Below are 21862 nucleotides of genomic sequence, written 5' to 3'. Positions count from 1 at the left end.
ACTATGCTTTCCCCTCAAGTCGCTGAAAAAGTCGGCAAAAAGATGAGGAAAGCTTCATGACAATCTCAAAGATTTGGGCCGGTTCGCTGGCGCTGTTAGCGGCAGTGAGCTTACCCTTGCAGGCGGCGTCGCCGGTAAAGGTCGGTTCGAAAATTGACACCGAAGGCGCGCTGCTCGGCAACATCATTTTGCAGGTGCTGGAAAGCCACGGCGTCAAAACGGTCAATAAAGTCCAGTTGGGCACCACGCCGGTCGTGCGCGGCGCGATCACCTCAGGCGAACTGGATATCTACCCTGAATATACCGGTAACGGCGCGTTCTTTTTCAAAGATGAAAACGATCCGGCGTGGAAAAACGTACAAGCTGGCTTTGAGAAAGTCAAAAAACTCGATGCGGAGCAAAACAAGCTGGTCTGGTTAACGCCGGCGCCAGCCAATAATACCTGGACTATCGCGGTGCGCAGCGATGTCGCCGAAAAAAATAAACTCACCTCACTGGCCGATCTCGGGCGTTATCTGAAAGAGGGCGGTACTTTCAAACTGGCCGCCTCCGCTGAATTTATCGAGCGCGCAGACGCGCTGCCCGCTTTCGAAAAAGCCTACGATTTCAAACTCAGTCAGGATCAGTTGCTGTCGCTGGCAGGGGGTGACACCGCCGTGACCATCAAAGCGGCCGCGCAGCAAACGTCCGGCGTCAATGCCGCGATGGCCTACGGTACGGATGGTCCGGTCGCCGCGCTGGGGCTACAGACCTTAAGCGATCCTAAAGGCGTTCAGCCCATTTATGCGCCAGCGCCTGTGGTGCGTGAGGCGGTACTGAAGGAATACCCGCAGATGGCGGAATGGCTGCAACCGGTGTTTGCCAGCCTCGATGAAAAAACGTTGCAACAACTTAATGCCAGCATTGCCGTTGAAGGGTTGGACGCCAAAAAAGTGGCGGCGGACTATCTGAAACAAAAGGGATGGGTGAAGTAAACGGACTGAAAAAGGTTGGGTGACGTGTCAAAAGTCAGTATTCAGCGCGTACTGTTGCTGCTGGTTATTCTTTCAGCCGCTGCTGTCGCGCTGCCGTTTGTGAACTATGCGCCGAATCGCCTGGTATCGGGAGAGGGACGCCAGCTCTGGATGCTCTGGCCAGGTTCGGTGTCGATGCTCACCGGCGCGGGTTGCGCCATGTTGACCTTGTGCTTTGTGCCGGGAAGAAAGGGGGCCGTGTGCACGCTGGTGGTGGCGCAACTGCTGGTGATCCTGATGTTGTGGAGCGTCGGCAAGGCGGCGACGTATCTGGCTGAAACCGGGACACCGCTGGCGCGAACCAGTGTGGGAAGCGGTCTGTGGCTGGGGCTTGCGCTCGGATTGCTCGCCTGCAGCGATGCCATCCGACGGATCACCGGGCAACCTCTCTGGCGCTGGGTGTTACATACGCAGATAGCGATTGTTCCCGTCCTACTCCTGTTGACGGGAACGTTCGACGATCTCTCGTTACTCAAAGAGTACGCTAACCGCCAGGATGTCTTTGATGATGCACTGGCTCAACATTTGACGCTGTTGTCAGGTACCGTATTGCCCGCGCTGGTGATTGGCATTCCCCTCGGTATCGGATGTTATTTTTTCCCGTCCCGCCAGGGACCGGTGTTTACCGTCCTCAATGTGATCCAGACCGTTCCTTCCGTTGCCCTGTTTGGCTTGTTGATTGCGCCGCTTGCCGGACTGGTAAAATCGTTCCCCTGGCTTGCCACGGTGGGCGTGTCGGGAACCGGTTTGACCCCGGCGTTGATCGCGCTGGTGCTGTATGCGCTTCTGCCGCTGGTTCGTGGCGTGGTGGCCGGGCTGAATCAGGTTCCCCGTGATGTTCTGGAAAGCGCACGCGCGATGGGCATGAGCACCGCTCAGCGTTTCCTTCACGTGCAGTTGCCGCTGGCGTTGCCGGTCTTTTTACGTAGTTTGCGGGTGGTGATGGTACAGACCGTCGGGATGGCCGTCATCGCGGCGCTGATTGGCGCTGGCGGTTTTGGCGCGCTGGTGTTTCAGGGACTGCTCAGCAGTGCCGTGGATCTGGTGCTGCTGGGGGTGATCCCGGTTATCGCGCTGGCGGTACTGATTGATGCGCTGTTTGATTTAGGGATCGCTCTGCTGAAGGTAACCCACCATGATTGAATTTAGCCACGTAAATAAAGCCTTTGGTGAGCACAACGCGGTTAGCAACCTGAACCTGCACATTCAGGAAGGCAGTTTCTCAGTACTGATTGGTACCTCGGGCTCGGGGAAATCCACGACCCTGAAAATGATTAACCGACTGGTGGAGCATGACAGCGGCAGGATCCGCTTTGCAGGCGAAGAAATCCGCAGTCTGCCGGTGCTGGAACTGCGCCGACGGATGGGCTACGCGATTCAGTCGATTGGCCTGTTTCCGCACTGGACGGTGGCGCAGAACATCGCCACCGTGCCGCAACTGCTGAAGTGGCCGCGCAGAAAAATTGATGAGCGGGTGGCAGAATTAATGGCGCTGCTCGGGCTGGAAGAGGGATTGCGCGAGCGCTATCCGCACCAGCTTTCCGGTGGGCAGCAGCAGCGCGTGGGCGTGGCGCGGGCGCTGGCCGCCGATCCGCAGGTGCTGTTAATGGATGAACCGTTTGGCGCGCTGGATCCGGTCACGCGTGGGGCGTTGCAGCAAGAGATGACCCGCATCCACCGTTTGCTGGGGCGAACCATTGTGCTGGTGACGCACGACATTGATGAAGCGCTGCGACTGGCGGAGCATCTGGTGCTGATGGACGGCGGCGAGATAGTCCAGCAAGGGACACCGTTGGCGATGCTGACGGCCCCGACGAATGATTTTGTGCAACAGTTTTTCGGTCGCAGTGAACTGGGGGTGCGACTGCTGTCACTGCGCACCGTGGCGGACTATGTTCGCAGGGATGAGCGCATTGACGGAGAGGCGCTGACGGAAGCGATGACGCTGCGCGATGCGCTTTCAGCGTTTGTCGCGCACGGCCGCGATGTGTTACCGGTGGTCAACCGGCAGGGCATGGTTTGCGGGACGCTGCATTTTCGCGATCTGCTATCGGAGACGCTGACGCATGAAACGACTGCGTGACCCGCTGCTCTGGCTGATCGCACTTTTCCTGCTGATGCTGGCAGGTTTACCGCACAGTCAGGCGATTTTCGCCAGCCTGTTTCCCGAACTTCCACGTCCGGTCTATCAGCAGGAGAGCTTTCTCGCGCTGGCGCTGGCCCATTTCTGGCTGGTGGCCGTGTCGAGCCTGTTTGCTGTGGTGATTGGTGTCGGCGCCGGGATTGTGGTGACCCGACCATGGGGAAGAGAGTTTCGTCCGTTGGTGGAGACCATTGCCGCCGTTGGACAAACCTTCCCGCCCGTCGCGGTATTGGCGATTGCGGTGCCGGTGATGGGGTTTGGTCAGCAACCGGCCATTATTGCGTTGATTCTGTACGGCGTGTTACCCATCCTCCAGGCGACGCTGGCGGGGATAGGATCGATCCCGGAAAGTGTGTGCAGCATTGCCAGTGGCATGGGGATGAGTCAGGGACAACAGTTACGCAAGGTTGAGCTGCCGCTGGCGGCACCGGTGATTCTGGCAGGTGTGCGAACGTCGGTGATTATCAATATTGGCACCGCGACTATCGCGTCGACGGTAGGTGCCAGCACGCTCGGTACACCGATTATCATTGGTCTGAGCGGGTTCAATACGGCGTATGTCATTCAGGGGGCGCTGCTGGTTGCGCTGGCGGCGATCATCGTAGACCGCCTGTTCGAACGGTTAGTGCAGCACCTTAGCCGGCACGCAAAATGAAGGTATAGCCTGCAAGCATCACGCCGCCAATACCGCCAATGGCCATGAGTAAAAAGAGGGTGATGACACCGATTTTCGCTATGCTCATGATGTTCTCCTTATGTTAACCCAGAGATTATACAGAGAAGCGTAGCTGTTAATGAATCATTAAATGCCAAGCGGGTAAATATCGTGCCCTTCCGCACGCCAGGCATTCAGTTGCTGTTGCTGCGCCGATGTCTGATTTTCACCGCACCACACCAGTAAGGTGCGCCCTTCGAACAGGTCCGGGCGAAACTGGCTCAGCGAATGGGCCAGAACGTCAACCCGCCATCCCTGCTGACTGGCGACCCAGCCTTCCAGCCACAAACGCGTGGTATCGTGAATATTCCAGCCCACCACCAGCGCATCTTTCCCCTGTTTTTTTCTGGCTGAGGCGAGGCAAATGGCGACGTAATTGATCAGTACGCCATCAAGGATCCCCAGTAGCGCCAGTAGCGTCGGCTGTTGGCACTGCAATCGTCGACGTAGCGGAAGAAAAAGATGGGTGGTCAGCGTTTGCGCGGGGAAATCCTGGCCACGCTCTTTCAGCCAGACCCGCAGGTTGTGCAGATTGTTGTTTTGCAGATAGTGCAACAGGATTTCCTGTTGTTCACGCCAGCCGTTTTGCAGGTCTACGTTCTCATTGCTCAACAGCATTTTGACTTTGCTGACCTGCACCCCGTTATCTATCCAGTGCTTGATTTCGCGGATCCTGTCGATATCCGAATCATTGAACAGGCGATGCCCGCCGTCGGTACGCTGGGGTTTCAATAATCCATAACGCCGTTGCCACGCGCGAAGCGTAACGGGGTTAATATCACAAAGCAAAGCCACTTCACCTATGGTGTAAAGCGCCATTATTTTATCCTTGCTCGCGAGGTCCCAGTCTAACTTTAGTCGCTCTTTTTCGAACCAGGTAGTTTTGTCTGTTTTTTGTTCAGGTGAGGGGTGGTTTTATCAGTACACCGGTACTTTTTGTGTGATATCCCTTACTAATTTCTCATTTTATGCAACAGTTCAAAGACAGATCCCGCGAGTCGATGTATGTTACGCGGTTTTAGTTGATGTGTGGTCTGCAGGTATGTACGAGTTTAATCTGGTGTTGCTGCTGCTTCAGCAGATGTGCGTGTTCTTGGTTATCGCATGGCTGATGAGTAAAACTCGTTTATTCATACCATTGATGCAGGTAACCGTTCGTTTGCCGCACAAACTGCTGTGCTACGTAACCTTCTCCATTTTCTGTATCCTCGGCACCTATTTCGGTCTGCATATTGACGACTCTATCGCCAACACACGGGCAATTGGCGCGGTGATGGGCGGTCTGCTTGGCGGGCCGGTCGTGGGTGGACTGGTGGGGCTGACCGGGGGTCTGCACCGCTACTCAATGGGCGGCATGACGGCGCTCAGTTGTATGATCTCCACTATCGTGGAAGGATTGCTGGGTGGCCTGGTGCACAGCGTGCTGACGCGGCGGGGACGCACGGATAAAGTCTTTAATCCGCTGACGGCCGGGGCGATCACATTTGTCGCCGAAATGGTACAGATGCTGATCATTTTGCTGATAGCCCGGCCGTTTGACGATGCTTACCGACTGGTCAGCAATATCGCCGCTCCCATGATGGTCACCAACACCGTCGGCGCGGCGCTGTTTATGCGTATTTTGCTCGACAAGCGGGCGATGTTTGAAAAATATACCTCTGCGTTTTCCGCTACTGCGCTGAAAGTGGCGGCCTCCACCGAGGGGATCTTGCGCCAGGGATTCAACGAAGTGAACAGCATGAAGGTGGCGCAGGTGCTGTACAAAGAACTCGATATCGGCGCGGTGGCAATCACTGACCGCGAGCGGCTGTTAGCCTTTACCGGGATTGGCGACGACCATCACCTGCCGGGCAGGCCGATCTCCTCCGGTTACACGCTGCGGGCCATCGAGACGGGCGAGGTGGTTTACGCTGACGGCAACGAAGTGCCGTATCGCTGCTCACTGCATCCACAGTGCAAGCTCGGTTCTACGCTGGTCATTCCCTTACGCGGAGAAAACCAACGGGTGATGGGCACCATCAAACTCTATGAAGCGAAAAACCGGTTGTTCAGTTCCATTAACCGAACGCTGGGTGAGGGGATTGCGCAGCTACTTTCTGCGCAGATCCTTGCTGGACAATATGAACGTCAGAAAGCGATGTTGACGCAGTCAGAAATTAAGCTGCTGCATGCGCAGGTCAATCCGCATTTTCTGTTTAATGCGCTCAACACCATCAAAGCGGTGGTGCGCCGCGACAGTGAACAGGCGAGCCAACTGGTACAGGATCTCTCTACCTTTTTCCGTAAGAACTTAAAGCGCCCGTCGGAGATCGTCACACTGGCCGACGAAATTGAGCACGTGAATGCCTATCTGCAAATTGAGAAAGCGCGATTCCAGTCGCGGTTGCAGGTGAGTTTAAACGTGCCGGATGCGCTGGCGCATCAACAGTTGCCAGCCTTCACCCTGCAACCCATAGTCGAAAACGCCATTAAGCATGGGACATCGCAACTGTTGGGCACGGGGGAGGTGTCCATCACCGCCCGTCAGGAAGGGCAGTATTTGATGCTGGATATTGAAGATAACGCCGGGTTGTATCAGCCCTCCGCGAACGTCAGCGGTCTGGGCATGAATCTGGTGGATAAACGCCTGCGTGAACGGTTTGGCGATGATTATGGTATTAGCGTCGTCTGCGAACCGGATTGCTTTACCCGAATAACCCTACGACTGCCCCTGGAGGAGACGCATGATTAAAGTGCTGATTGTGGATGATGAACCGTTAGCGCGGGAAAATCTGCGGATCCTGTTACAGGAACAAAGTGATATCGAGATCGTTGGCGAGTGCGCCAACGCCGTAGAAGCGATTGGCGCGGTGCATCGACTGCATCCGGACGTGCTGTTTCTGGATATTCAAATGCCGCGTATCAGCGGGCTGGAAATGGTGGGTATGCTCGACCCGGAGCATCGGCCGTATATTGTTTTTCTGACCGCTTTTGACGAATACGCAATTAAAGCCTTTGAAGAACACGCTTTTGATTATCTGCTTAAACCGATAGAAGAGGCGCGGCTGGAGAAAACCCTTAGCCGCCTGCGCCAGGAGCGGAGCAAACAGGACGTATCGGTATTGCCGGAAAACCAACAGTCGCTGAAGTTTATCCCCTGTAGCGGCCATAGCCGGATCTATCTGCTGCAAATGGATGATGTCGCTTTCGTCAGCAGTCGCATGAGCGGTGTTTATGTCACCAGCAGCGACGGCAAAGAAGGCTTTACTGAATTGACGCTCAGAACGCTGGAAAGCCGCACGCCATTGCTGCGCTGTCATCGACAATATCTGGTTAACATGGCTCAGTTACAGGAAATTCGTCTGGAAGATAACGGTCAGGCGGAACTGATACTGCGTAATGGGTTAACCGTTCCGGTCAGTCGCCGCTATCTGAAAAGTTTGAAAGAGGCGATTGGCCTGTAAAACTGATACACTGCGCGCCATTGCATTATCGACAGTTGAAGGCTCTATGCTAAGTAACGATATTCTTCGTAGCCTGCGCTACGCCCTGAAAGCCAATAATAACGACATGGTGCGCATTCTTGCGCTGGCCGACATGGAATCCACCTCTGCGGGTTTCGACACCTGGATGACCAGGGAAGATGAAGAGGGGTTTGTCCGCTGCCCGGATATTATCCTCTCCGGATTCCTGAACGGCCTGATTTACGAGAAGCGTGGCAAAGATGAGTCAGCGCCTGAACTGGCGCTTGAGCGTCGGGTGAACAACAATACGGTGCTGAAAAAGCTGCGTATCGCTTTTTCACTGAAAACGGATGATATTCAGGCGATTATGACCCAGCAGAACGTTCGCGTTTCAATGCCGGAAATCACCGCCATGATGCGTTCTCCGGATCATAAAAACTACCGCGAGTGTGGTGATCAGTTTATGCGTTATTTCCTGCGCGGATTGACGGCGCGTCTGCACGGCAATAAAGGCTGATAGAAAGCGACGACCCGGCTGGATGCCAGGTCGTCGTCGTTTGATTATTTCACTTCTTTAAAGCCAGCGGTTTCCAGCATTTTCTGGCTCTGTTTCATGCTAATGCCGTTGCTTGGGTCACCCGAGAATTGCGTACCCATCACGCCCTGCAGCTTTTTAAAGTCAACTTTTTCCATGTCAACAGAAACGGTTTCTTCCGCGTAGCCATCCTTATAGGTCAGCTTTTCTTCCACGCCAGGAATGTTTTGATATTTTTCGCTGATCGGATCGAGGATTTTCGCCGCATCTTCTTTGGTTTTTACCCCGATAGAGGCGTAGTTGATTTTGTTCTCTGAGGTCTGCTTAATGACTTTGTCACCCTTGTAGGTATAGGTCATTACGATCTCAGTGCCATTGACGTCCGCTTTGAATGTTTTGCTTTCTTCCTTGTCGCCACATCCTGCCAGAGAGAAAACGAGAACTGACGCAAAAACGACCGAAAAAAACGTATTTAATGCTTTCATGTAAAACTCCATTTTATTAAACGTCTGCTGCTCAAAAATAAACCTTGCAGGGTATGTATACCAGAAATGAGGCAGGAGAGGGGAAAATGGCTACTGAATATGTCTGATAATGATCATTGAAAAATCTGAAATCATGCGAGTTATTGCCTGGATTAATATGACGCAAAAGAAAAAGCGCCGTGAGAGCGGCGCTTTAGAGAGGCTTATTTAACCTGGTGTCCAGGCTTTGCGCCTTCATCCGGGGTCAGCAGGAAGATGTCTGTCCCGCCAGGACCTGCGGCCATCACCATCCCTTCTGAGATGCCAAAGCGCATTTTACGCGGCGCCAGGTTTGCCACCATGACCGTATGACGACCAATCAGCACCTGCGGGTCCGGATAAGCAGAGCGAATGCCGGAGAAGACGTTACGCTTCTCGCCACCCAAATCCAGCGTCAGGCGCAGCAGTTTATCGGAGCCATCAACGAATTCAGCGTTTTCAATCAACGCTACGCGCAGATCGACTTTCGCGAAATCGTCAAAGGTAATGGTTTCCTGAATCGGGAAGTCCGCCAGTGGGCCGGTTACCGGAGCTGCCATAGCTTTCACCTCTTCTTTAGAGGCTTCCACCAGCGCTTCCACCTGCTTCATATCGATACGGTTATACAGAGCTTTGAAAGTATTGACCTTATGGCCCAGAAGCGGTTGCGCAATAGCATCCCAACGCAGTTCGGTGTGCAGGAATGCTTCAACGCGCTCGCTCAGCGTCGGCAGCACCGGCTTCAGGTACGTCATCAGCACGCGGAACAGGTTGATGCCCATCGAGCAGATCGCCTGCAGATCGGCGTCGCGACCTTCCTGTTTCGCCACCACCCACGGCGCCTGTTCATCAACATAGCGGTTCGCGACATCCGCCAGCGCCATGATTTCACGGATCGCTTTGCCGAACTCACGGCTTTCCCACGCCTCGCCAATCACAGCCGCTGCATCGGTAAAGGTTTTATACAGCGCAGGGTCAGCCAGTTCAGCCGCCAGTACACCATCGAAACGTTTGTTGATAAAGCCAGCGTTACGGGAGGCGAGGTTAACCACCTTGTTGACGATATCGGCGTTTACGCGCTGGACGAAGTCTTCCAGATTCAGGTCGATATCATCAATGCGCGAAGAGAGCTTCGCAGTGTAGTAGTAACGCAGGCTGTCTGCATCAAAATGGTTCAGCCAGGTGCTGGCCTTAATAAACGTGCCGCGGGATTTGGACATCTTCGCGCCGTTGACCGTGACATAACCATGCACGAACAGGTTCGTCGGTTTACGGAAGTTGCTGCCTTCCAGCATGGCAGGCCAGAACAGGCTATGGAAATAGACGATATCTTTGCCGATGAAGTGATACAGTTCGGCAGTAGAATCTTTCTTCCAGTATTCGTCGAAGCTGACGGTATCGCCGCGCTTATCGCACAGATTTTTGAAAGAGCCCATGTAGCCGATTGGCGCATCCAGCCAGACATAGAAATATTTGCCCGGCGCATTCGGGATTTCAAAACCAAAGTAAGGGGCATCGCGGGAGATATCCCATTGCTGCAGGCCGGATTCAAACCATTCCTGCATTTTGTTCGCCACCTGCTCCTGCAGCGCGCCGCTACGGGTCCACGCCTGTAGCATTTCGCTGAAAGAGGGCAGGTCAAAGAAGAAGTGTTCGGAGTCACGCATCACCGGCGTCGCGCCAGAGACCACAGACTTCGGCTCGATCAGCTCCGTCGGGCTATAGGTCGCGCCGCACACTTCGCAGTTGTCGCCATACTGATCCGGTGATTTACATTTCGGGCAGGTACCTTTCACAAAACGATCCGGCAGGAACATACCTTTTTCCGGATCGTAGAGCTGAGAAATGGTGCGGTTCTTAATAAAACCGTTCTCTTTCAGACGGGTATAGATGAGCTCAGACAACTCCCGGTTCTCGTCGCTGTGCGTGGAGTGGTAGTTGTCATAGCTAATGTTGAACCCGGCGAAATCCGTCTGGTGCTCCTGACTCATTTCACCAATCATCTGCTCCGGGGTGATGCCAAGCTGCTGTGCTTTCAGCATGATCGGCGTGCCGTGGGCGTCGTCGGCGCAGATGAAGTTGACCTCGTGGCCGCGCATTCGTTGGTAACGGACCCAGACATCAGCCTGGATGTGCTCCAGCATATGGCCGAGGTGGATTGAGCCGTTGGCGTACGGCAGCGCGCACGTTACCAGAATTTTCTTCGCGACTTGAGTCATAGTAGATGTTACTTCTTCTCTGTTGAAAGGGGGTTCTGATGTTACCTGAAAGGGAATAACTACGCCAAGAATTAAGGGCATCAAACCACAAATGAATAATCGTTACCGCTGGAGTACACTACCTCACTACAATTGACCTTTTCAGAACAACAAAAAGGAGTCGGGATGAACGCACAATCCCAGGCCAAATCACCAGAAACCCTGCGCGCCATGGTCGCCGGGACGCTGGCCAATTTTCAGCACCCCACCCTGAAGCATAACCTGACGACACTTAAAGCGTTACACCACGTCGCCTGGATGGATGACACGCTGCACGTTGAACTGGTCATGCCGTTCGTCTGGCACAGTGCCTTTGAGGTGTTAAAAGAGCAATGTAGCGCTGATCTGCTGCGAATTACCGGGGCGAAGGCGATCGACTGGAAGCTTTCTCACAACATCGCCACCCTGAAGCGCGTGAAAAATCAGCCGGGCGTGAACGGCGTGAAGAACATTATCGCCGTCAGCTCCGGCAAAGGCGGCGTCGGTAAATCGTCGACTGCGGTAAACCTGGCGCTGGCATTAGCGGCAGAAGGGGCGAAAGTAGGGATTCTGGACGCCGACATTTATGGTCCGTCGATCCCAACTATGCTGGGGGCGGAAAACCAGCGCCCAACCTCGCCGGATGGTACCCATATGGCACCGATCATGTCTCACGGGCTGGCGACGAACTCCATCGGTTATCTGGTCACTGATGATAACGCGATGGTGTGGCGTGGGCCGATGGCCAGTAAAGCGCTGATGCAGATGCTACAAGAGACGCTGTGGCCGGATCTGGATTACCTCGTGCTGGACATGCCGCCGGGTACTGGTGATATCCAGCTGACGCTGGCACAAAACATCCCGGTCACGGGGGCCGTTGTGGTGACCACGCCGCAGGATATTGCGTTGATTGACGCTAAAAAAGGCATTGTCATGTTCGAAAAAGTCGAGGTGCCGGTGCTGGGCATTGTCGAAAACATGAGCATGCATATCTGCAGCAACTGCGGTCATCATGAGCCGATCTTTGGTACCGGTGGCGCGCAAAAACTGGCTGAGCAGTATCACACGCAACTGTTGGGACAAATGCCGTTGCATATTAGTCTGCGTGAAGATCTCGATCGCGGGACGCCAACCGTGGTCAGCCGTCCGGACAGTGATTTCACCGTAATGTATCGCGAACTGGCGGGACGTGTTGCCGCACAGCTTTACTGGCAGGGTGAAGTCATCCCCGGCGAAATTGCCTTTCGCGCCGTCTGATTTCGGCTAATCGGTTTTATTCTTTCTATTCACCGCATTGATTTTATATCGGTGTGGTGAATATCTAATTTGAATAACGCTATCTGAGTTATGCAGAGCCACTGAATAACGTGGGCGTTCTTCTTAAATCTGACCGTCTGTGCGGGGTTATCCTGATGACCTTAACGATAAAATAAGCGTTGGATTCCCCCTCAGCCCGAGGGGGGCGAACCTCAACGATGATAGAAAATCTCGCCGTCGTAAGCTTTAATAATTTTACCGTCAGCATCATTGATCAGCACATAGGCACCGCCCATGTAGGTCCAGTGTGTCCCGGCATCTGGCGCAGGTAAATTACGCAGATTCCACTGTTTGATGGTGTACTCGTCAGTGCGATACATCTCTGGCACCGTATCGCCAGGCTTGAAGTGGGTAAAGTCGGCGATGAAACCACTGAGTTCATATTGATCAATCCCCTTCGCGGGGACGGCTGTAGCTGGTGCGGCCCAGACCGCGCTGGATGCGAGCAGCAGCGCGCCTACCACCAATTTATTGTTCATACTTCTACGCTCTCCACTGTTAGGACCCTCAAAATCAGTCGTGTATCTTTCCCGGCCTTCATGATAACTGACAAGCGCGGGTTTGTTAGATTCCCGAAAAATTCGTAAAAAATGTAAAATTTATTAGTCTGACATGCACTATAGAAGAAAATCGCCAAATACGGGGAGAGAGGCGATGCCTTTCGGAACACAGGCTAACAGTGGATTAGCCCCATATGCAAAAATGCAGACGTTCAGCGTACATCACGCCTGCAATAAAACCCGCACTGATGATAAGGGTGTGCAGGAAAAAATGAAAAATAATTAACTTCACTATCCGGAGGCTCATTTTTAAATACGTATTACAGACGATGTTGTTGAGAATTGTCTAGCTATAACAATTAATTAATGTCAACATATAAACAGATTGAAATAAAACTATGGATTGTTTCTGAATTTTCAATATTGATAAAGATCATGGAAAACCCGCTGAATAGCAATTAAGAATCATCGTTTTGATGACATTAGTCTTTTGTATTTGTTACGTTAATTAATTGCAAATTTGAAGGCGGGGAATAACTATTTTCTTCGGATTTATCCTGGTGTCATGCATTCTCTAAGTTATTTGATCTTAATTTCCCTAAATTATATTGACATATGAAAGCGGCCTAAATATTCTGCGCACTAAATAGTGATATAAAAACACGCTGCTTTTGCAGGGTGATATTATTTTGTTAATTAATGATGGTGATGGCAGTGATGAAACAGTTAACTATAAAAAAGGCGGTATTTTCGCTTTTGGTTGTCAGTATTCTGTCCGGCTGTGTGTCGGAAGAGCAGCGCCTGGCGCGCTGTGAAGCCAAAGGCGTCAGTCGTGATGTCTGCTATCAGGTAGAACAGTCTAATCAACAGATGATTATCAATAACGCGGAGCAAAACGCGTATGTGAATGCACGTGAAGCGGTAAAGCAACACGCTCAGGCGGCAAAGAAAAAAAACATATATCACTTTGAAGGCATGGAAATTAAAAAGGTGAGCACCGGGCTTGATATTGATGGAGCTCATGCTGCGGTTATCGAGAAAGAGGAAAAAGCGACAGTCTATCAACAAGGGTTGCACTATTTTGTCGTGTACACCAACGGACGGTTAGCCGTGCTGAACGAACAGAGACAGTTTTTGGGGTGGGCGAAATGAGAAATTATCTGTTAGCGCTTATTCCGCTAACGTCCTTTTCCGCAGATGCTTCTGATATTGCGCAGGCACAACAAGCCGTTGCTCATGCCCAACCAATGGTTGACGCGGTATAAGAGGATATTGCCGCCGTGCGGGTGGCGGCTTTCACTATTGATGTTCAGGCTGAACAGGTAAATGCAGAGTAGCGAAAGGGTTACAAATCGGGGCAGTGAGGGTATCATCACGCGAGTGACCTGACCGTCACGCAGAAAAATTTCGTTAATGACTCGGGGTGCCCCTTTTCACGAAGGGCTGAGAAATACCCGTACCACCTGATCTGGATAATGCCAGCGTAGGGAAGTCAGACACTGCTCGTGTCCCTTCTTCGCGCGGGCAGGAGCGTAACCATGCAGCCTGACCTGCACAGCCGCGAACATGCGGTTCGTACCTTACAAGATTTTCGTACCCTTTCTCCGTTAACACATTGTATGACCAATGACGTCGTGCAGAGTTTTACCGCCAATACGCTACTAGCGCTGGGGGCTTCTCCGGCGATGGTGATTGAGCCCGAAGAAGCTCGCCAGTTTGCAGCCCTTGCCAGCGCGTTGCTCATCAACGTCGGCACGTTGACACAACCGCGTGCACATGCAATGCGGGCGGCGGTTGAGCAGGCAAACAGCGCCAAAACTCCATGGACACTGGACCCGGTTGCCGTAGGCGCGCTTGAATACCGTCGCCGTTTCTGCCTAGAACTCCTTGCCTTAACACCGGCTGCCATTCGCGGTAACGCCTCTGAGATCCTGGCGTTAGCCGGTGAAAGCGCTGGGGGGCGTGGAGTGGATGCTACCGACCCGGTTGCAACGGCTCTGCCGGCGGCGCAGATTCTGGCACGCCACACCGACGCTGTTGTGGTAGTCACCGGCGAAGTGGATTACATCACCGACGGCGAGCGCACTCTGAGCGTCACCGGCGGCGATCCGCTGATGACGAAAGTCGTGGGCACTGGCTGTGCGCTTTCTGCCGTGGTCGCCGCCAGCTGCGCGCTACCCGGAAACCGGATCGAAAACATCGCGTCCGCCTGTGGATGGATGAAACTGGCAGGACAGCACGCCAGCAAAATCTGTCACGGACCCGGCAGTTTTGTTCCGGCGTTTCTTGATGCGCTCTACACCCTGGATGCGGAGGTCGCAGCATGAAGCGGATTAACGCACTGACCATTGCCGGTACCGATCCCAGCGGCGGCGCCGGTATTCAGGCCGATCTGAAAACCTTCTCGGCGCTCGGCACTTACGGCTGTGCGGTAATTACCGCGCTGGTGGCGCAGAATACACGCGGCGTGCAGTCGGTGTATCGCATTGAACCGGATTTTGTCGCCGCGCAGCTCGATTCGGTGTTCAGCGATGTGCGCATCGATACCACCAAAATCGGTATGCTGGCGGAAACCGATATCGTTGAGGCGGTGGCGGAGCGACTGGAACGCCATCAGGTGCAGAATGTCGTACTCGACACAGTCATGCTGGCGAAAAGTGGCGATCCGTTATTGTCGACTTCCGCCGTTGAGACATTGCGCAGGCGACTGTTGCCACAGGTTTCACTCATTACGCCTAATCTGCCCGAAGCGGCAGCGCTGCTGGATTGCCCGCACGCACGAACAGAACAAGAGATGCTGGAACAGGGGCGGGCGTTGCTGGCGATGGGCTGTGGCGCAGTGTTGATGAAAGGCGGTCATCTGGACGATGAACAAAGTCCTGACTGGCTCTTTACAGTGACCGGTGAACAGCGCTTTACCGCACCGCGGGTGATGACCAAAAACACGCACGGCACCGGATGTACGCTCTCTGCGGCGCTGGCCGCGCTGCGTCCACGGCATGCTGACTGGGCCGGGACAGTGCAGGAGGCGAAAGTCTGGCTGTCGGCGGCGCTCGCGCAGGCTGACACACTGGAGGTTGGACACGGCATCGGGCCGGTTCATCATTTCCACGCGTATTGGTAGCGTATATACTGGCAGCAGACTGGCTGTCAGGAAAAAGACTCATGGAACAAGCGCATACTCAACTTATCGCGCAACTGAACGAACGTATTTCAGCGGTGGATAATACCCCGCTGTATATCAAGTTTGCCGAAACGGTGAAAAATGCCGTGCGGAGTGGTGTGATTGCGCATGGCAACATTTTGCCTGGCGAACGCGATCTCAGTCAGTTAACGGGCGTTTCGCGCATCACGGTGCGCAAAGCGATGCAGGCGCTGGAAGAAGAAGGCGTGGTGACGCGTGCTCGCGGCTACGGCACGCAGATCAACAACATCTTTGAATATTCGCTGAAAGAGGCGCGTGGGTTTTCTCAACAGGTGGTGCTGCGCGGGAAAAAACCGGACACCTTATGGGTCAACAAACGGGTGGTTAAGTGTCCGGAAGAGGTGGCGCAACAGCTGGCGATTGCCGCCGGCAGCGATGTGTTTCTGCTTAAGCGCATCCGCTACGTTGATGAGGACGCAGTTTCTATCGAGGAGTCGTGGGTACCCGCGCATCTTATTCATGATGCCGATGAAATTGGCATATCGCTGTACGACTATTTCCGCAGCCAGCATATCCATCCCCAGCGCACGCGCTCACGGGTGAGTGCAAAGATGCCGGATGCTGAATTCCAGTCGCATATCCAGATGGACAGCAAAGTGCCGGTGCTGGTGATCAAACAGGTAGCGCTTGACCAACAGCAGCGGCCCATCGAGTACAGCATCAGCTACTGCCGAAGCGATTTATACGTCTTTGTGTGCGAGGAGTAACGCCTCGCGAAACGGCGCACAGTCACCGCCGCGATGTCCTACCACCCACGATGCCACGGCGTTGCCGAGCAGCACGGCATCCGCCAGCGACCAGCCCGACGCCAGCCCGGACAACATGCCGCCCGCGTGGCTGTCACCGGCGCCAATCGTGTCAACGACCGTTGTCGGGAAGGCGGGGACGCATCCGGAAGATTGCGCGCTGAAGTACCAGGCGCCTTCTTTGTCATGGCGCACGATTAACGGCGCAGAAAATTGCTTCACCCATTGCGCACCTAAGTCTTCCACATCCTGGCTGAGACCAAACCGCTCCGCCGCGATTTCGGCTTCCTGACGATTGAGCGACACCAGAGGGCGACAAGCCAGAATGCGTGACATCAGTGCATCAGGAATATCGCCAATGCGCGGGCCAAAATCGATAAACGGCATAACGCGATCCAGCCCTTCCAGCCACTGCACCAACAGCTCGCCGCAGGGTGAGGAGAGTTGATAGCCCGAAAGATAAATCAGGCTGTCAGGTGGGATGGTGAGCTGGGCCAGCCAGTCGGTATTCCACTGGTTCTCCACGCCGCTGAATGACATAAACGTGCGCTCGCCATCCGGTTCGACCAGCGCAAGGCACCAGCCGTTGTCACCTTGTGTGGTCTCGATGAGGCTGTGTAACCCTTCTTTCGCCATCCGGTTACGAATGATCTCGGCCCATACGCCCTGGCCCAGCGGCAGGGCGTTACCGGCATCAATACCCAGCCGTTTCAGCGCCACGGCGATGTTCAGCGCGCAGCCGCCGACGTTAACGCCTTGCTGTTTGAGTTCAATGTCACACCCGCGCCAGGGCAGGGCATAGGCATCAGCGATGACATCGATGACCGCCGCGCCGATAACCGTGACCGGATGGCGGGTCGTTAACCCCGGCAACAGTTCGGCTAAACGTGAAGTGTTCATGACGCCTCCCGACGTTGGCGCAGACGAGCAAGCGCCGTCGCATAGCGGTTGAAATCGAGCTGATTGACCGTATCCAGCTCTTGTTTCCATACCGGGTTGATGGCACCTATACCCTGCAACGCGCCGCAAATGGCCGTTGCCATTGCTCCAATGGTATCGGTATCGCCGCCGAGGTTGGCACACAAAATGGCGCAGCGATTGGGATCCGTTTGCGCCAGTTCGACCATCGCGATGGCGCAGGCCACCGATTCGATCGTGCTGGTTCCGGCGCCAATCACCTGATACAACTGTTCGCTGGCCGCTTCGGCTCCGTCAGCATTGCGCACAATTTTCAGCGCCATCTCCAGACGCGCACAAAGCGATGCGCTGAACGTAGTAATGCGCTTTTGCTGGGCGTGCAGGGCGATGGCGGGAAGCGAGTCAACAATTGCGGCCCAGGAATCACCCTCAATCGCCCGTGAAATCGCCCATGCCACCACCACCGCACCGGCGATAGCCAGATCGGATTTGTGCGTCGGGCTGGAGGCCAGCGCGATATCCTCAATAAACGCATCCAGATCGCGGGCGGGCAGCAGGCATCCCAATGGCGATACGCGCATGGCCGCGCCGTTGGTGACGCCGTTATTCTCCAGTTCTGCTACCGGTTTCCCGTCGCGAATCGCGTTCAGGGCGATTTTCGACGTCGGCCCGAGAACGTTTTTATTGAAGGCGTCAAAGCGCAACGCCCAGTCGAGAATGTTCCGTCCAATCAGGTCCGGGTCGATCTCGCCGTCGCGTTCCAGCAGAGCATCCGCCAGACAGAGCGCCATTGAGGTATCGTCGGTAAATTCTGCGCGGCCAAAATAACAGGCCGCATTATTTTCTTTTGGGCCCGGCAGAAAGCGGTCAATCCAGCCAAAGTGTGCTTTGACGCGGGTTCTTGGCCACAGTTCTGACGGCATACCCATCGCATCCCCTAACGCCTGCCCGTAAAGAGCACCGAGAATACGTTCTGCTTTCATTTTACTTCCCCTTGTGTCAACGCAGTCTCGCGAACCTCAATAGCGGTAATTTCTTTGTCCGATTCGCGAAAGAAAATCATGAATAGTAGGGCTATCACGGCGATCATCACCGCCCCGAATGTCCACATGCCCGCCCAGTTGAAGGTCAGGCCATTGACCGGCTCCGGATAAGCAAACATTTTTTCCATCATCACGCCGCCGAGACGGTAGCCCAGCAGGCTGCCGAAGCCCTGACAGCAGAGCGTAATCAACCCCTGTGCGGCGGTACGCATATGCACTGGCGCTTTTTTATCGACGTAGATGTACGCCGTCACGTAATAGAAGTCATAGCTCACGCCGTGCAGCAAAATACCGAGGAACAGGAGGGCATAGGTGAAATATTCGTCTGCGCTGCCGTAGATGAAAAAGCCGTAGCGGATCGCCGCGGTGATAAGACCAAGTAGCAATACCTTCTTAATACCAAAGCGTTTCGTAAAGAAAGGCAGCGCCAGCATAAAGAAGATTTCGGAGAACTGACCGAGGGTCATCCAGCCGGTGGCGTTTTTCATCCCCACTTCGGTCAGATACCCATTGGCGAAGATGTAATAGAACGCCAGTGGCATCGCGAAAAGGAACGAGCAGAAGAAAAAGACGAGGAAGTTTTTATCACGCAGCAGGATCAGCGCATCCAGGCCCAGCATGACTTTGACGTCCATCTTGCCGGTGCTTTTCGGCGGGGTATCCGGCAGAAAGAAGGCAAACACACCCAGCAGCGCAGAGCTGGCCGCCGTCACCAGCAGCGGGATGTTGGTTGGCGAGATGTCATTATAGCCCAGCATCTGTGGCAGGAATCCACAGGCGAGACCAGAGGCAATCCAGCCGATGGTGCCCATTACGCGGATGCGCGGGAAGTCACGCTCCACGTCCGGCACGTTAGCAAACGCGATGCTGTTGGTCAGCGCAATGGTTGGCATATAGGTGAGCGAATAGGCCAGCAGCAGCGGGAAGAATCCACCGAACGTCGTCTGCTGAGCGGCAAAATACATCAGTACCGCACCGGCGAACATCAGTACTGCCAGCACTTTTTGCGCCGAGAAGAAACGGTCGGTCAGCGAGCCCACGAGGATTGGCGACAGAATTGCGGCGATCGCCGTACAGGCATAAGACCAGCCAATCTCACCGGCGGTAAAACCACTTTTACTCAACCAGAGCCAGAGCGGAACAAACCAGGCTCCCCAGATAAACCATTCAACGAACATCATGAACGACAGTTTCACTGTAGTTTTCATCTTTAAATCCTTCATGACAGGTAAGGTACGTCATGACAGTACCACTTAATAATACCTTTTAAATACCTTTGAGGTGAAACCTTGACCGTCTTAACACTTTATCGTCAGTGAATCGTGCCAGCAGATAGCGCTGAAAAATCCCCGAAAGATGGAAAAAATGGTCGGTCGGTACCAGACTTATGGCTGCCCGCAAAACGCGGGTCAGGACAATCCACATTCCGACGCATTCGGAACTTACGGGAGCATAACTATGACTGATATTGCGCAGTTGCTTGGCAAAGACGCCGACAGCCTCTTACAGCATCGTTGCATGACCATACCCTCAGACCAACTCTATCTGCCCGGACATGATTACGTCGACCGCGTGATGGTGGACAACAACCGTCCGCCTGCGGTACTGCGTAACATGCAGACGTTGTATAACACCGGGCGTCTGGGGGGAACGGGTTACCTGTCCATTTTACCGGTCGATCAGGGAGTGGAACACTCGGCAGGGGCGTCGTTTGCCGCCAACCCGCTCTATTTCGACCCGAAAAACATCGTTGAACTGGCGATCGAAGCCGGATGTAACTGTGTGGCCTCAACCTATGGCGTACTGGCTTCCGTCTCGCGTCGTTACGCGCATCGCATTCCGTTTCTGGTGAAACTCAACCATAACGAAACCCTCAGCTATCCGAATACCTACGACCAGACGCTGTATGCCAGCGTAGAGCAAGCGTTCAATCTGGGGGCGGTGGCCGTAGGCGCAACCATCTACTTTGGTTCAGAAGAGTCACGTCGGCAGATTGAAGAGATTTCCGCCGCCTTTGAACGGGCGCATGAGCTGGGTATGGTCACCGTACTGTGGGCCTATCTGCGAAATGCCGCGTTCAAAAAAGAGGGCGTCGATTACCACGTCTCCGCCGACTTAACCGGGCAGGCGAACCATCTGGCGGCAACGATTGGTGCGGATATCGTCAAACAGAAAATGGCGGAAAATAACGGCGGATACAAAGCCGTGAATTATGGCTACACCGACGATCGCGTCTACAGCAAACTGACCACAGAGAACCCGATCGATCTGGTGCGCTATCAACTGGCAAACTGCTACATGGGGCGTGCCGGGTTGATTAACTCCGGCGGCGCGGCAGGCGGCGAAACTGACCTGAGCGACGCGGTACGTACGGCTGTAATCAACAAACGTGCAGGCGGGATGGGGTTGATTCTGGGTCGTAAAGCTTTCAAAAAATCGATGGCTGACGGCGTGAAATTGATCAACGCCGTGCAGGATGTCTATCTCGATAACAAAGTGACGATTGCTTAACGCAGTAGCGGGCAATCTGGCGGCAGTCGACACCGCAACGCGGCGGGCAGGATTTCGATATGAAATTCCTGTCCGCTCAGCGGTTCGCCATCAAGATTAAAGGTAATGTCATGCGGTGCCCGGATATCAAACCAGGCTGAAGCGCCGTCGATGATATTGGGGTTTTCCTCCTGTGGTTTCAGGGTGGAAAATAGCGCGGGCAGGATCTCTTCCCCGGTGAAAATCCGCAGTTGCAGCAAACCGTCGTTGATCAACGCATTCGGACACAACTGCTGACCGCCGCCAGCCTGACGCCCATTACCAATTCCAATCACCAGCGCATCACCCTGCCAGTGGAAGTTCTCACCACGGATTTCGCAACGGTCCGGTTTTAGCGTATCCATGCGCATCAGGCCGTGAATGATGTATGACACGCCGCCCAGCGCCGCTTTCAGTTTTTCCGGCGTCTCGGTGGTGATACGCGTACCAAAACCACCGGTTGCCATATTGATAAAACAGGTTTTATCGTTGACTTGCGCCATATCAATCTCAATGGCGTTACCGACAATCGCCAGCTTCAGCGCCTTATCTAACTCCTCAGGGATCCCGACGCTGGTGGCAAAGTCATTGGCGGTGCCCAGTGGCAGAATGCCCAGTGCGGGAATATCGGCCCCCTCACACTGGATCAGCGCCATCGATACTTCGTTAATCGTGCCGTCACCGCCGCCGGCGATCACCGTTTCAACGCCCAGACGACGAGCCTCTTCGACATAGCGCTGCGCATCGCCTTTTTCCCAGGTAACGCGAACGTGAATCTCTACTCCTTCGTCACGGAGCAGCCCAATGGCGTCCCGCAGTACGGGGTTATCAGCACTTTTACCATTCAGAATCAATACGCTGGAGGGAAAATGATCCATTCCTTTTTTGCCTGTTTGTTTTTGGAATCTATGAAGAAAGTGTATAGCAGAAACGAAAAGGGGAGGTCAGAACAGGCTTAAAATACGCACACAATATACGATCAGGCCGCAAAAAAATAAGCCTGCGTAAGGGAGAT

Annotated in this window: 22 protein-coding genes and 1 riboswitch; of the genes, 13 read left to right on the top strand and 9 right to left on the bottom strand. The window is 54.1% G+C overall.

The window, feature by feature from the left end; genetic code table 11:
• The first annotated feature begins 56 nt into the window (after nucleotides 1-56).
• Genes HVX64_RS14955 through HVX64_RS14940 form a run of 4 tightly spaced genes read left to right on the top strand, consistent with a single transcriptional unit; the run spans nucleotide 57 to nucleotide 3811 of the window.
• Complete coding sequence (locus HVX64_RS14955; protein WP_181825044.1) at nucleotides 57-974, top strand: ABC transporter substrate-binding protein; 918 nt, start codon at nucleotides 57-59, stop codon at nucleotides 972-974.
• Nucleotides 975-989: 15 nt separating this feature from the next.
• Complete coding sequence (locus HVX64_RS14950; RefSeq protein WP_044258666.1) at nucleotides 990-2156, top strand: ABC transporter permease; 1167 nt, start codon at nucleotides 990-992, stop codon at nucleotides 2154-2156.
• The gene (locus HVX64_RS14945) at nucleotides 2149-3096 is read left to right on the top strand and encodes an ABC transporter ATP-binding protein (RefSeq protein WP_044258667.1); all 948 of its coding nucleotides are present in this window, start codon (nucleotides 2149-2151) and stop codon (nucleotides 3094-3096) included. The genes HVX64_RS14950 and HVX64_RS14945 overlap by 8 nt, the downstream gene beginning before the upstream one ends.
• A complete protein-coding gene (locus HVX64_RS14940) occupies nucleotides 3080-3811 on the top strand; it encodes an ABC transporter permease (RefSeq protein WP_044258669.1) in 732 nt (243 codons plus the stop codon). Before HVX64_RS14945 ends, HVX64_RS14940 begins: the two co-directional genes overlap by 17 nt.
• On the opposite strand, the gene HVX64_RS14935 is transcribed toward HVX64_RS14940, so the two are convergent.
• On the bottom strand, nucleotides 3792-3899 hold the full coding sequence (locus tag HVX64_RS14935; RefSeq protein ID WP_044258671.1) for a protein YohO: 108 nt from the start codon (nucleotides 3897-3899) through the stop codon (nucleotides 3792-3794). The two genes, HVX64_RS14940 and HVX64_RS14935, sit on opposite strands and share 20 nt — an antisense overlap.
• 59 nt (nucleotides 3900-3958) lie before the next feature.
• Nucleotides 3959-4690, bottom strand: a complete 732-nt coding sequence (mlrA, locus tag HVX64_RS14930; protein WP_043000151.1) for an HTH-type transcriptional regulator MlrA — start codon at nucleotides 4688-4690, stop codon at nucleotides 3959-3961.
• A gap of 223 nt (nucleotides 4691-4913) precedes the next feature.
• Here mlrA and HVX64_RS14925 point away from each other — a divergent pair, with 223 nt between their 5' ends.
• The 3 genes from HVX64_RS14925 to HVX64_RS14915 are packed head-to-tail and all read left to right on the top strand — an operon-like array spanning nucleotide 4914 to nucleotide 7831.
• Nucleotides 4914-6602: a sensor histidine kinase gene (locus HVX64_RS14925; protein WP_043000152.1), complete on the top strand. Its 1689-nt coding sequence runs from the start codon at nucleotides 4914-4916 to the stop codon at nucleotides 6600-6602.
• On the top strand, nucleotides 6595-7314 hold the full coding sequence (gene btsR, locus HVX64_RS14920) for a two-component system response regulator BtsR (RefSeq protein WP_043000153.1): 720 nt from the start codon (nucleotides 6595-6597) through the stop codon (nucleotides 7312-7314). Before HVX64_RS14925 ends, btsR begins: the two co-directional genes overlap by 8 nt.
• Nucleotides 7315-7360: 46 nt before the next feature.
• Nucleotides 7361-7831, top strand: coding sequence for a DUF1456 family protein (locus tag HVX64_RS14915; RefSeq protein ID WP_043001885.1), 471 nt, complete (start codon nucleotides 7361-7363; stop codon nucleotides 7829-7831).
• A 44-nt stretch (nucleotides 7832-7875) separates the two neighbouring features.
• On the opposite strand, the gene HVX64_RS14910 is transcribed toward HVX64_RS14915, so the two are convergent.
• Nucleotides 7876-8334: a YehR family lipoprotein gene (locus HVX64_RS14910; RefSeq protein WP_043000154.1), complete on the bottom strand. Its 459-nt coding sequence runs from the start codon at nucleotides 8332-8334 to the stop codon at nucleotides 7876-7878.
• 203 nt (nucleotides 8335-8537) lie between these two features.
• Nucleotides 8538-10571: a methionine--tRNA ligase gene (gene metG / locus HVX64_RS14905; RefSeq protein WP_043000155.1), complete on the bottom strand. Its 2034-nt coding sequence runs from the start codon at nucleotides 10569-10571 to the stop codon at nucleotides 8538-8540.
• Between the two features lie 165 nt (nucleotides 10572-10736).
• Here metG and apbC point away from each other — a divergent pair, with 165 nt between their 5' ends.
• Nucleotides 10737-11846 carry an iron-sulfur cluster carrier protein ApbC gene (gene apbC / locus HVX64_RS14900; RefSeq protein ID WP_043000156.1) on the top strand — a complete coding sequence of 370 codons (1110 nt, stop codon included), beginning with the start codon at nucleotides 10737-10739 and terminating at the stop codon, nucleotides 11844-11846.
• A 212-nt stretch (nucleotides 11847-12058) separates the two neighbouring features.
• On the opposite strand, the gene rcnB is transcribed toward apbC, so the two are convergent.
• Nucleotides 12059-12385 (bottom strand): Ni(II)/Co(II) efflux transporter accessory subunit RcnB, encoded by a 327-nt coding sequence (gene rcnB / locus HVX64_RS14895; RefSeq protein WP_044258673.1) that lies wholly within the window; start codon nucleotides 12383-12385, stop codon nucleotides 12059-12061.
• Nucleotides 12386-13114: 729 nt separating this feature from the next.
• Here rcnB and HVX64_RS14890 point away from each other — a divergent pair.
• From HVX64_RS14890 to HVX64_RS14875, 4 genes are all read left to right on the top strand, one after another.
• The gene (locus tag HVX64_RS14890; RefSeq protein WP_231912857.1) at nucleotides 13115-13558 is read left to right on the top strand and encodes a hypothetical protein; all 444 of its coding nucleotides are present in this window, start codon (nucleotides 13115-13117) and stop codon (nucleotides 13556-13558) included.
• A 257-nt stretch (nucleotides 13559-13815) separates the two neighbouring features.
• Nucleotides 13816-13913, top strand: a riboswitch (TPP riboswitch).
• A 31-nt stretch (nucleotides 13914-13944) separates the two neighbouring features.
• Nucleotides 13945-14733 (top strand): hydroxyethylthiazole kinase, encoded by a 789-nt coding sequence (gene thiM, locus HVX64_RS14885; RefSeq protein ID WP_181825043.1) that lies wholly within the window; start codon nucleotides 13945-13947, stop codon nucleotides 14731-14733.
• A complete protein-coding gene (gene thiD, locus HVX64_RS14880) occupies nucleotides 14730-15530 on the top strand; it encodes a bifunctional hydroxymethylpyrimidine kinase/phosphomethylpyrimidine kinase (RefSeq protein ID WP_044258677.1) in 801 nt (266 codons plus the stop codon). Before thiM ends, thiD begins: the two co-directional genes overlap by 4 nt.
• A gap of 41 nt (nucleotides 15531-15571) precedes the next feature.
• Nucleotides 15572-16318, top strand: a complete 747-nt coding sequence (locus HVX64_RS14875; protein ID WP_043000160.1) for a GntR family transcriptional regulator — start codon at nucleotides 15572-15574, stop codon at nucleotides 16316-16318.
• On the opposite strand, the gene HVX64_RS14870 is transcribed toward HVX64_RS14875, so the two are convergent.
• From HVX64_RS14870 to HVX64_RS14860, 3 genes are read right to left on the bottom strand one after another with little or no spacing between them, the layout of a single operon-like run.
• Nucleotides 16292-17257 (bottom strand): PfkB family carbohydrate kinase, encoded by a 966-nt coding sequence (locus HVX64_RS14870; protein ID WP_044258681.1) that lies wholly within the window; start codon nucleotides 17255-17257, stop codon nucleotides 16292-16294. The genes HVX64_RS14875 and HVX64_RS14870 overlap by 27 nt on opposite strands.
• A complete protein-coding gene (locus tag HVX64_RS14865) occupies nucleotides 17254-18258 on the bottom strand; it encodes an ADP-ribosylglycohydrolase family protein (RefSeq protein ID WP_043000162.1) in 1005 nt (334 codons plus the stop codon). The genes HVX64_RS14870 and HVX64_RS14865 overlap by 4 nt, the downstream gene beginning before the upstream one ends.
• The gene (locus tag HVX64_RS14860; RefSeq protein WP_044258683.1) at nucleotides 18255-19526 is read right to left on the bottom strand and encodes a nucleoside permease; all 1272 of its coding nucleotides are present in this window, start codon (nucleotides 19524-19526) and stop codon (nucleotides 18255-18257) included. The genes HVX64_RS14865 and HVX64_RS14860 overlap by 4 nt, the downstream gene beginning before the upstream one ends.
• 250 nt (nucleotides 19527-19776) lie before the next feature.
• On the opposite strand from HVX64_RS14860, the gene fbaB reads away from it, so the two are divergent.
• Nucleotides 19777-20829, top strand: coding sequence for a class I fructose-bisphosphate aldolase (gene fbaB / locus HVX64_RS14855; protein WP_043000164.1), 1053 nt, complete (start codon nucleotides 19777-19779; stop codon nucleotides 20827-20829).
• Here the strand turns inward: fbaB and yegS are convergent.
• Nucleotides 20826-21725, bottom strand: a complete 900-nt coding sequence (gene yegS, locus HVX64_RS14850) for a lipid kinase YegS (RefSeq protein WP_044258685.1) — start codon at nucleotides 21723-21725, stop codon at nucleotides 20826-20828. The two genes, fbaB and yegS, sit on opposite strands and share 4 nt — an antisense overlap.
• Nucleotides 21726-21862: the final 137 nt, after the last annotated feature.

The sequence above is a fragment of the Citrobacter sp. RHB20-C16 genome (genome assembly GCF_013890155.1).
Taxonomy (GTDB): Bacteria; Pseudomonadota; Gammaproteobacteria; order Enterobacterales; family Enterobacteriaceae; genus Citrobacter_A; species Citrobacter_A amalonaticus.
Note: the sequence above shows the minus strand (reverse complement) of the source record. Positions and strands in the feature narration are given on the sequence as shown.

What these genes read in the sequence shown, in the direction of transcription:
- HVX64_RS14890 (WP_231912857.1), top strand. Translation starts at nt 13,115, where the DNA reads ATGGCAGTGATGAAACAGTTAACTATAAAAAAGGCGGTATTTTCGCTT.
- HVX64_RS14860 (WP_044258683.1), bottom strand. Translation starts at nt 19,526, where the DNA reads ATGAAAACTACAGTGAAACTGTCGTTCATGATGTTCGTTGAATGGTTT.
- HVX64_RS14865 (WP_043000162.1), bottom strand. Translation starts at nt 18,258, where the DNA reads ATGAAAGCAGAACGTATTCTCGGTGCTCTTTACGGGCAGGCGTTAGGG.
- btsR (WP_043000153.1), top strand. Translation starts at nt 6,595, where the DNA reads ATGATTAAAGTGCTGATTGTGGATGATGAACCGTTAGCGCGGGAAAAT.
- HVX64_RS14955 (WP_181825044.1), top strand. Translation starts at nt 57, where the DNA reads ATGACAATCTCAAAGATTTGGGCCGGTTCGCTGGCGCTGTTAGCGGCA.
- HVX64_RS14940 (WP_044258669.1), top strand. Translation starts at nt 3,080, where the DNA reads ATGAAACGACTGCGTGACCCGCTGCTCTGGCTGATCGCACTTTTCCTG.
- rcnB (WP_044258673.1), bottom strand. Translation starts at nt 12,385, where the DNA reads ATGAACAATAAATTGGTGGTAGGCGCGCTGCTGCTCGCATCCAGCGCG.
- HVX64_RS14935 (WP_044258671.1), bottom strand. Translation starts at nt 3,899, where the DNA reads ATGAGCATAGCGAAAATCGGTGTCATCACCCTCTTTTTACTCATGGCC.
- HVX64_RS14945 (WP_044258667.1), top strand. Translation starts at nt 2,149, where the DNA reads ATGATTGAATTTAGCCACGTAAATAAAGCCTTTGGTGAGCACAACGCG.
- thiD (WP_044258677.1), top strand. Translation starts at nt 14,730, where the DNA reads ATGAAGCGGATTAACGCACTGACCATTGCCGGTACCGATCCCAGCGGC.
- mlrA (WP_043000151.1), bottom strand. Translation starts at nt 4,690, where the DNA reads ATGGCGCTTTACACCATAGGTGAAGTGGCTTTGCTTTGTGATATTAAC.
- metG (WP_043000155.1), bottom strand. Translation starts at nt 10,571, where the DNA reads ATGACTCAAGTCGCGAAGAAAATTCTGGTAACGTGCGCGCTGCCGTAC.
- HVX64_RS14925 (WP_043000152.1), top strand. Translation starts at nt 4,914, where the DNA reads ATGTACGAGTTTAATCTGGTGTTGCTGCTGCTTCAGCAGATGTGCGTG.
- HVX64_RS14910 (WP_043000154.1), bottom strand. Translation starts at nt 8,334, where the DNA reads ATGAAAGCATTAAATACGTTTTTTTCGGTCGTTTTTGCGTCAGTTCTC.
- fbaB (WP_043000164.1), top strand. Translation starts at nt 19,777, where the DNA reads ATGACTGATATTGCGCAGTTGCTTGGCAAAGACGCCGACAGCCTCTTA.
- HVX64_RS14875 (WP_043000160.1), top strand. Translation starts at nt 15,572, where the DNA reads ATGGAACAAGCGCATACTCAACTTATCGCGCAACTGAACGAACGTATT.
- HVX64_RS14870 (WP_044258681.1), bottom strand. Translation starts at nt 17,257, where the DNA reads ATGAACACTTCACGTTTAGCCGAACTGTTGCCGGGGTTAACGACCCGC.
- apbC (WP_043000156.1), top strand. Translation starts at nt 10,737, where the DNA reads ATGAACGCACAATCCCAGGCCAAATCACCAGAAACCCTGCGCGCCATG.
- thiM (WP_181825043.1), top strand. Translation starts at nt 13,945, where the DNA reads ATGCAGCCTGACCTGCACAGCCGCGAACATGCGGTTCGTACCTTACAA.
- yegS (WP_044258685.1), bottom strand. Translation starts at nt 21,725, where the DNA reads ATGGATCATTTTCCCTCCAGCGTATTGATTCTGAATGGTAAAAGTGCT.
- HVX64_RS14915 (WP_043001885.1), top strand. Translation starts at nt 7,361, where the DNA reads ATGCTAAGTAACGATATTCTTCGTAGCCTGCGCTACGCCCTGAAAGCC.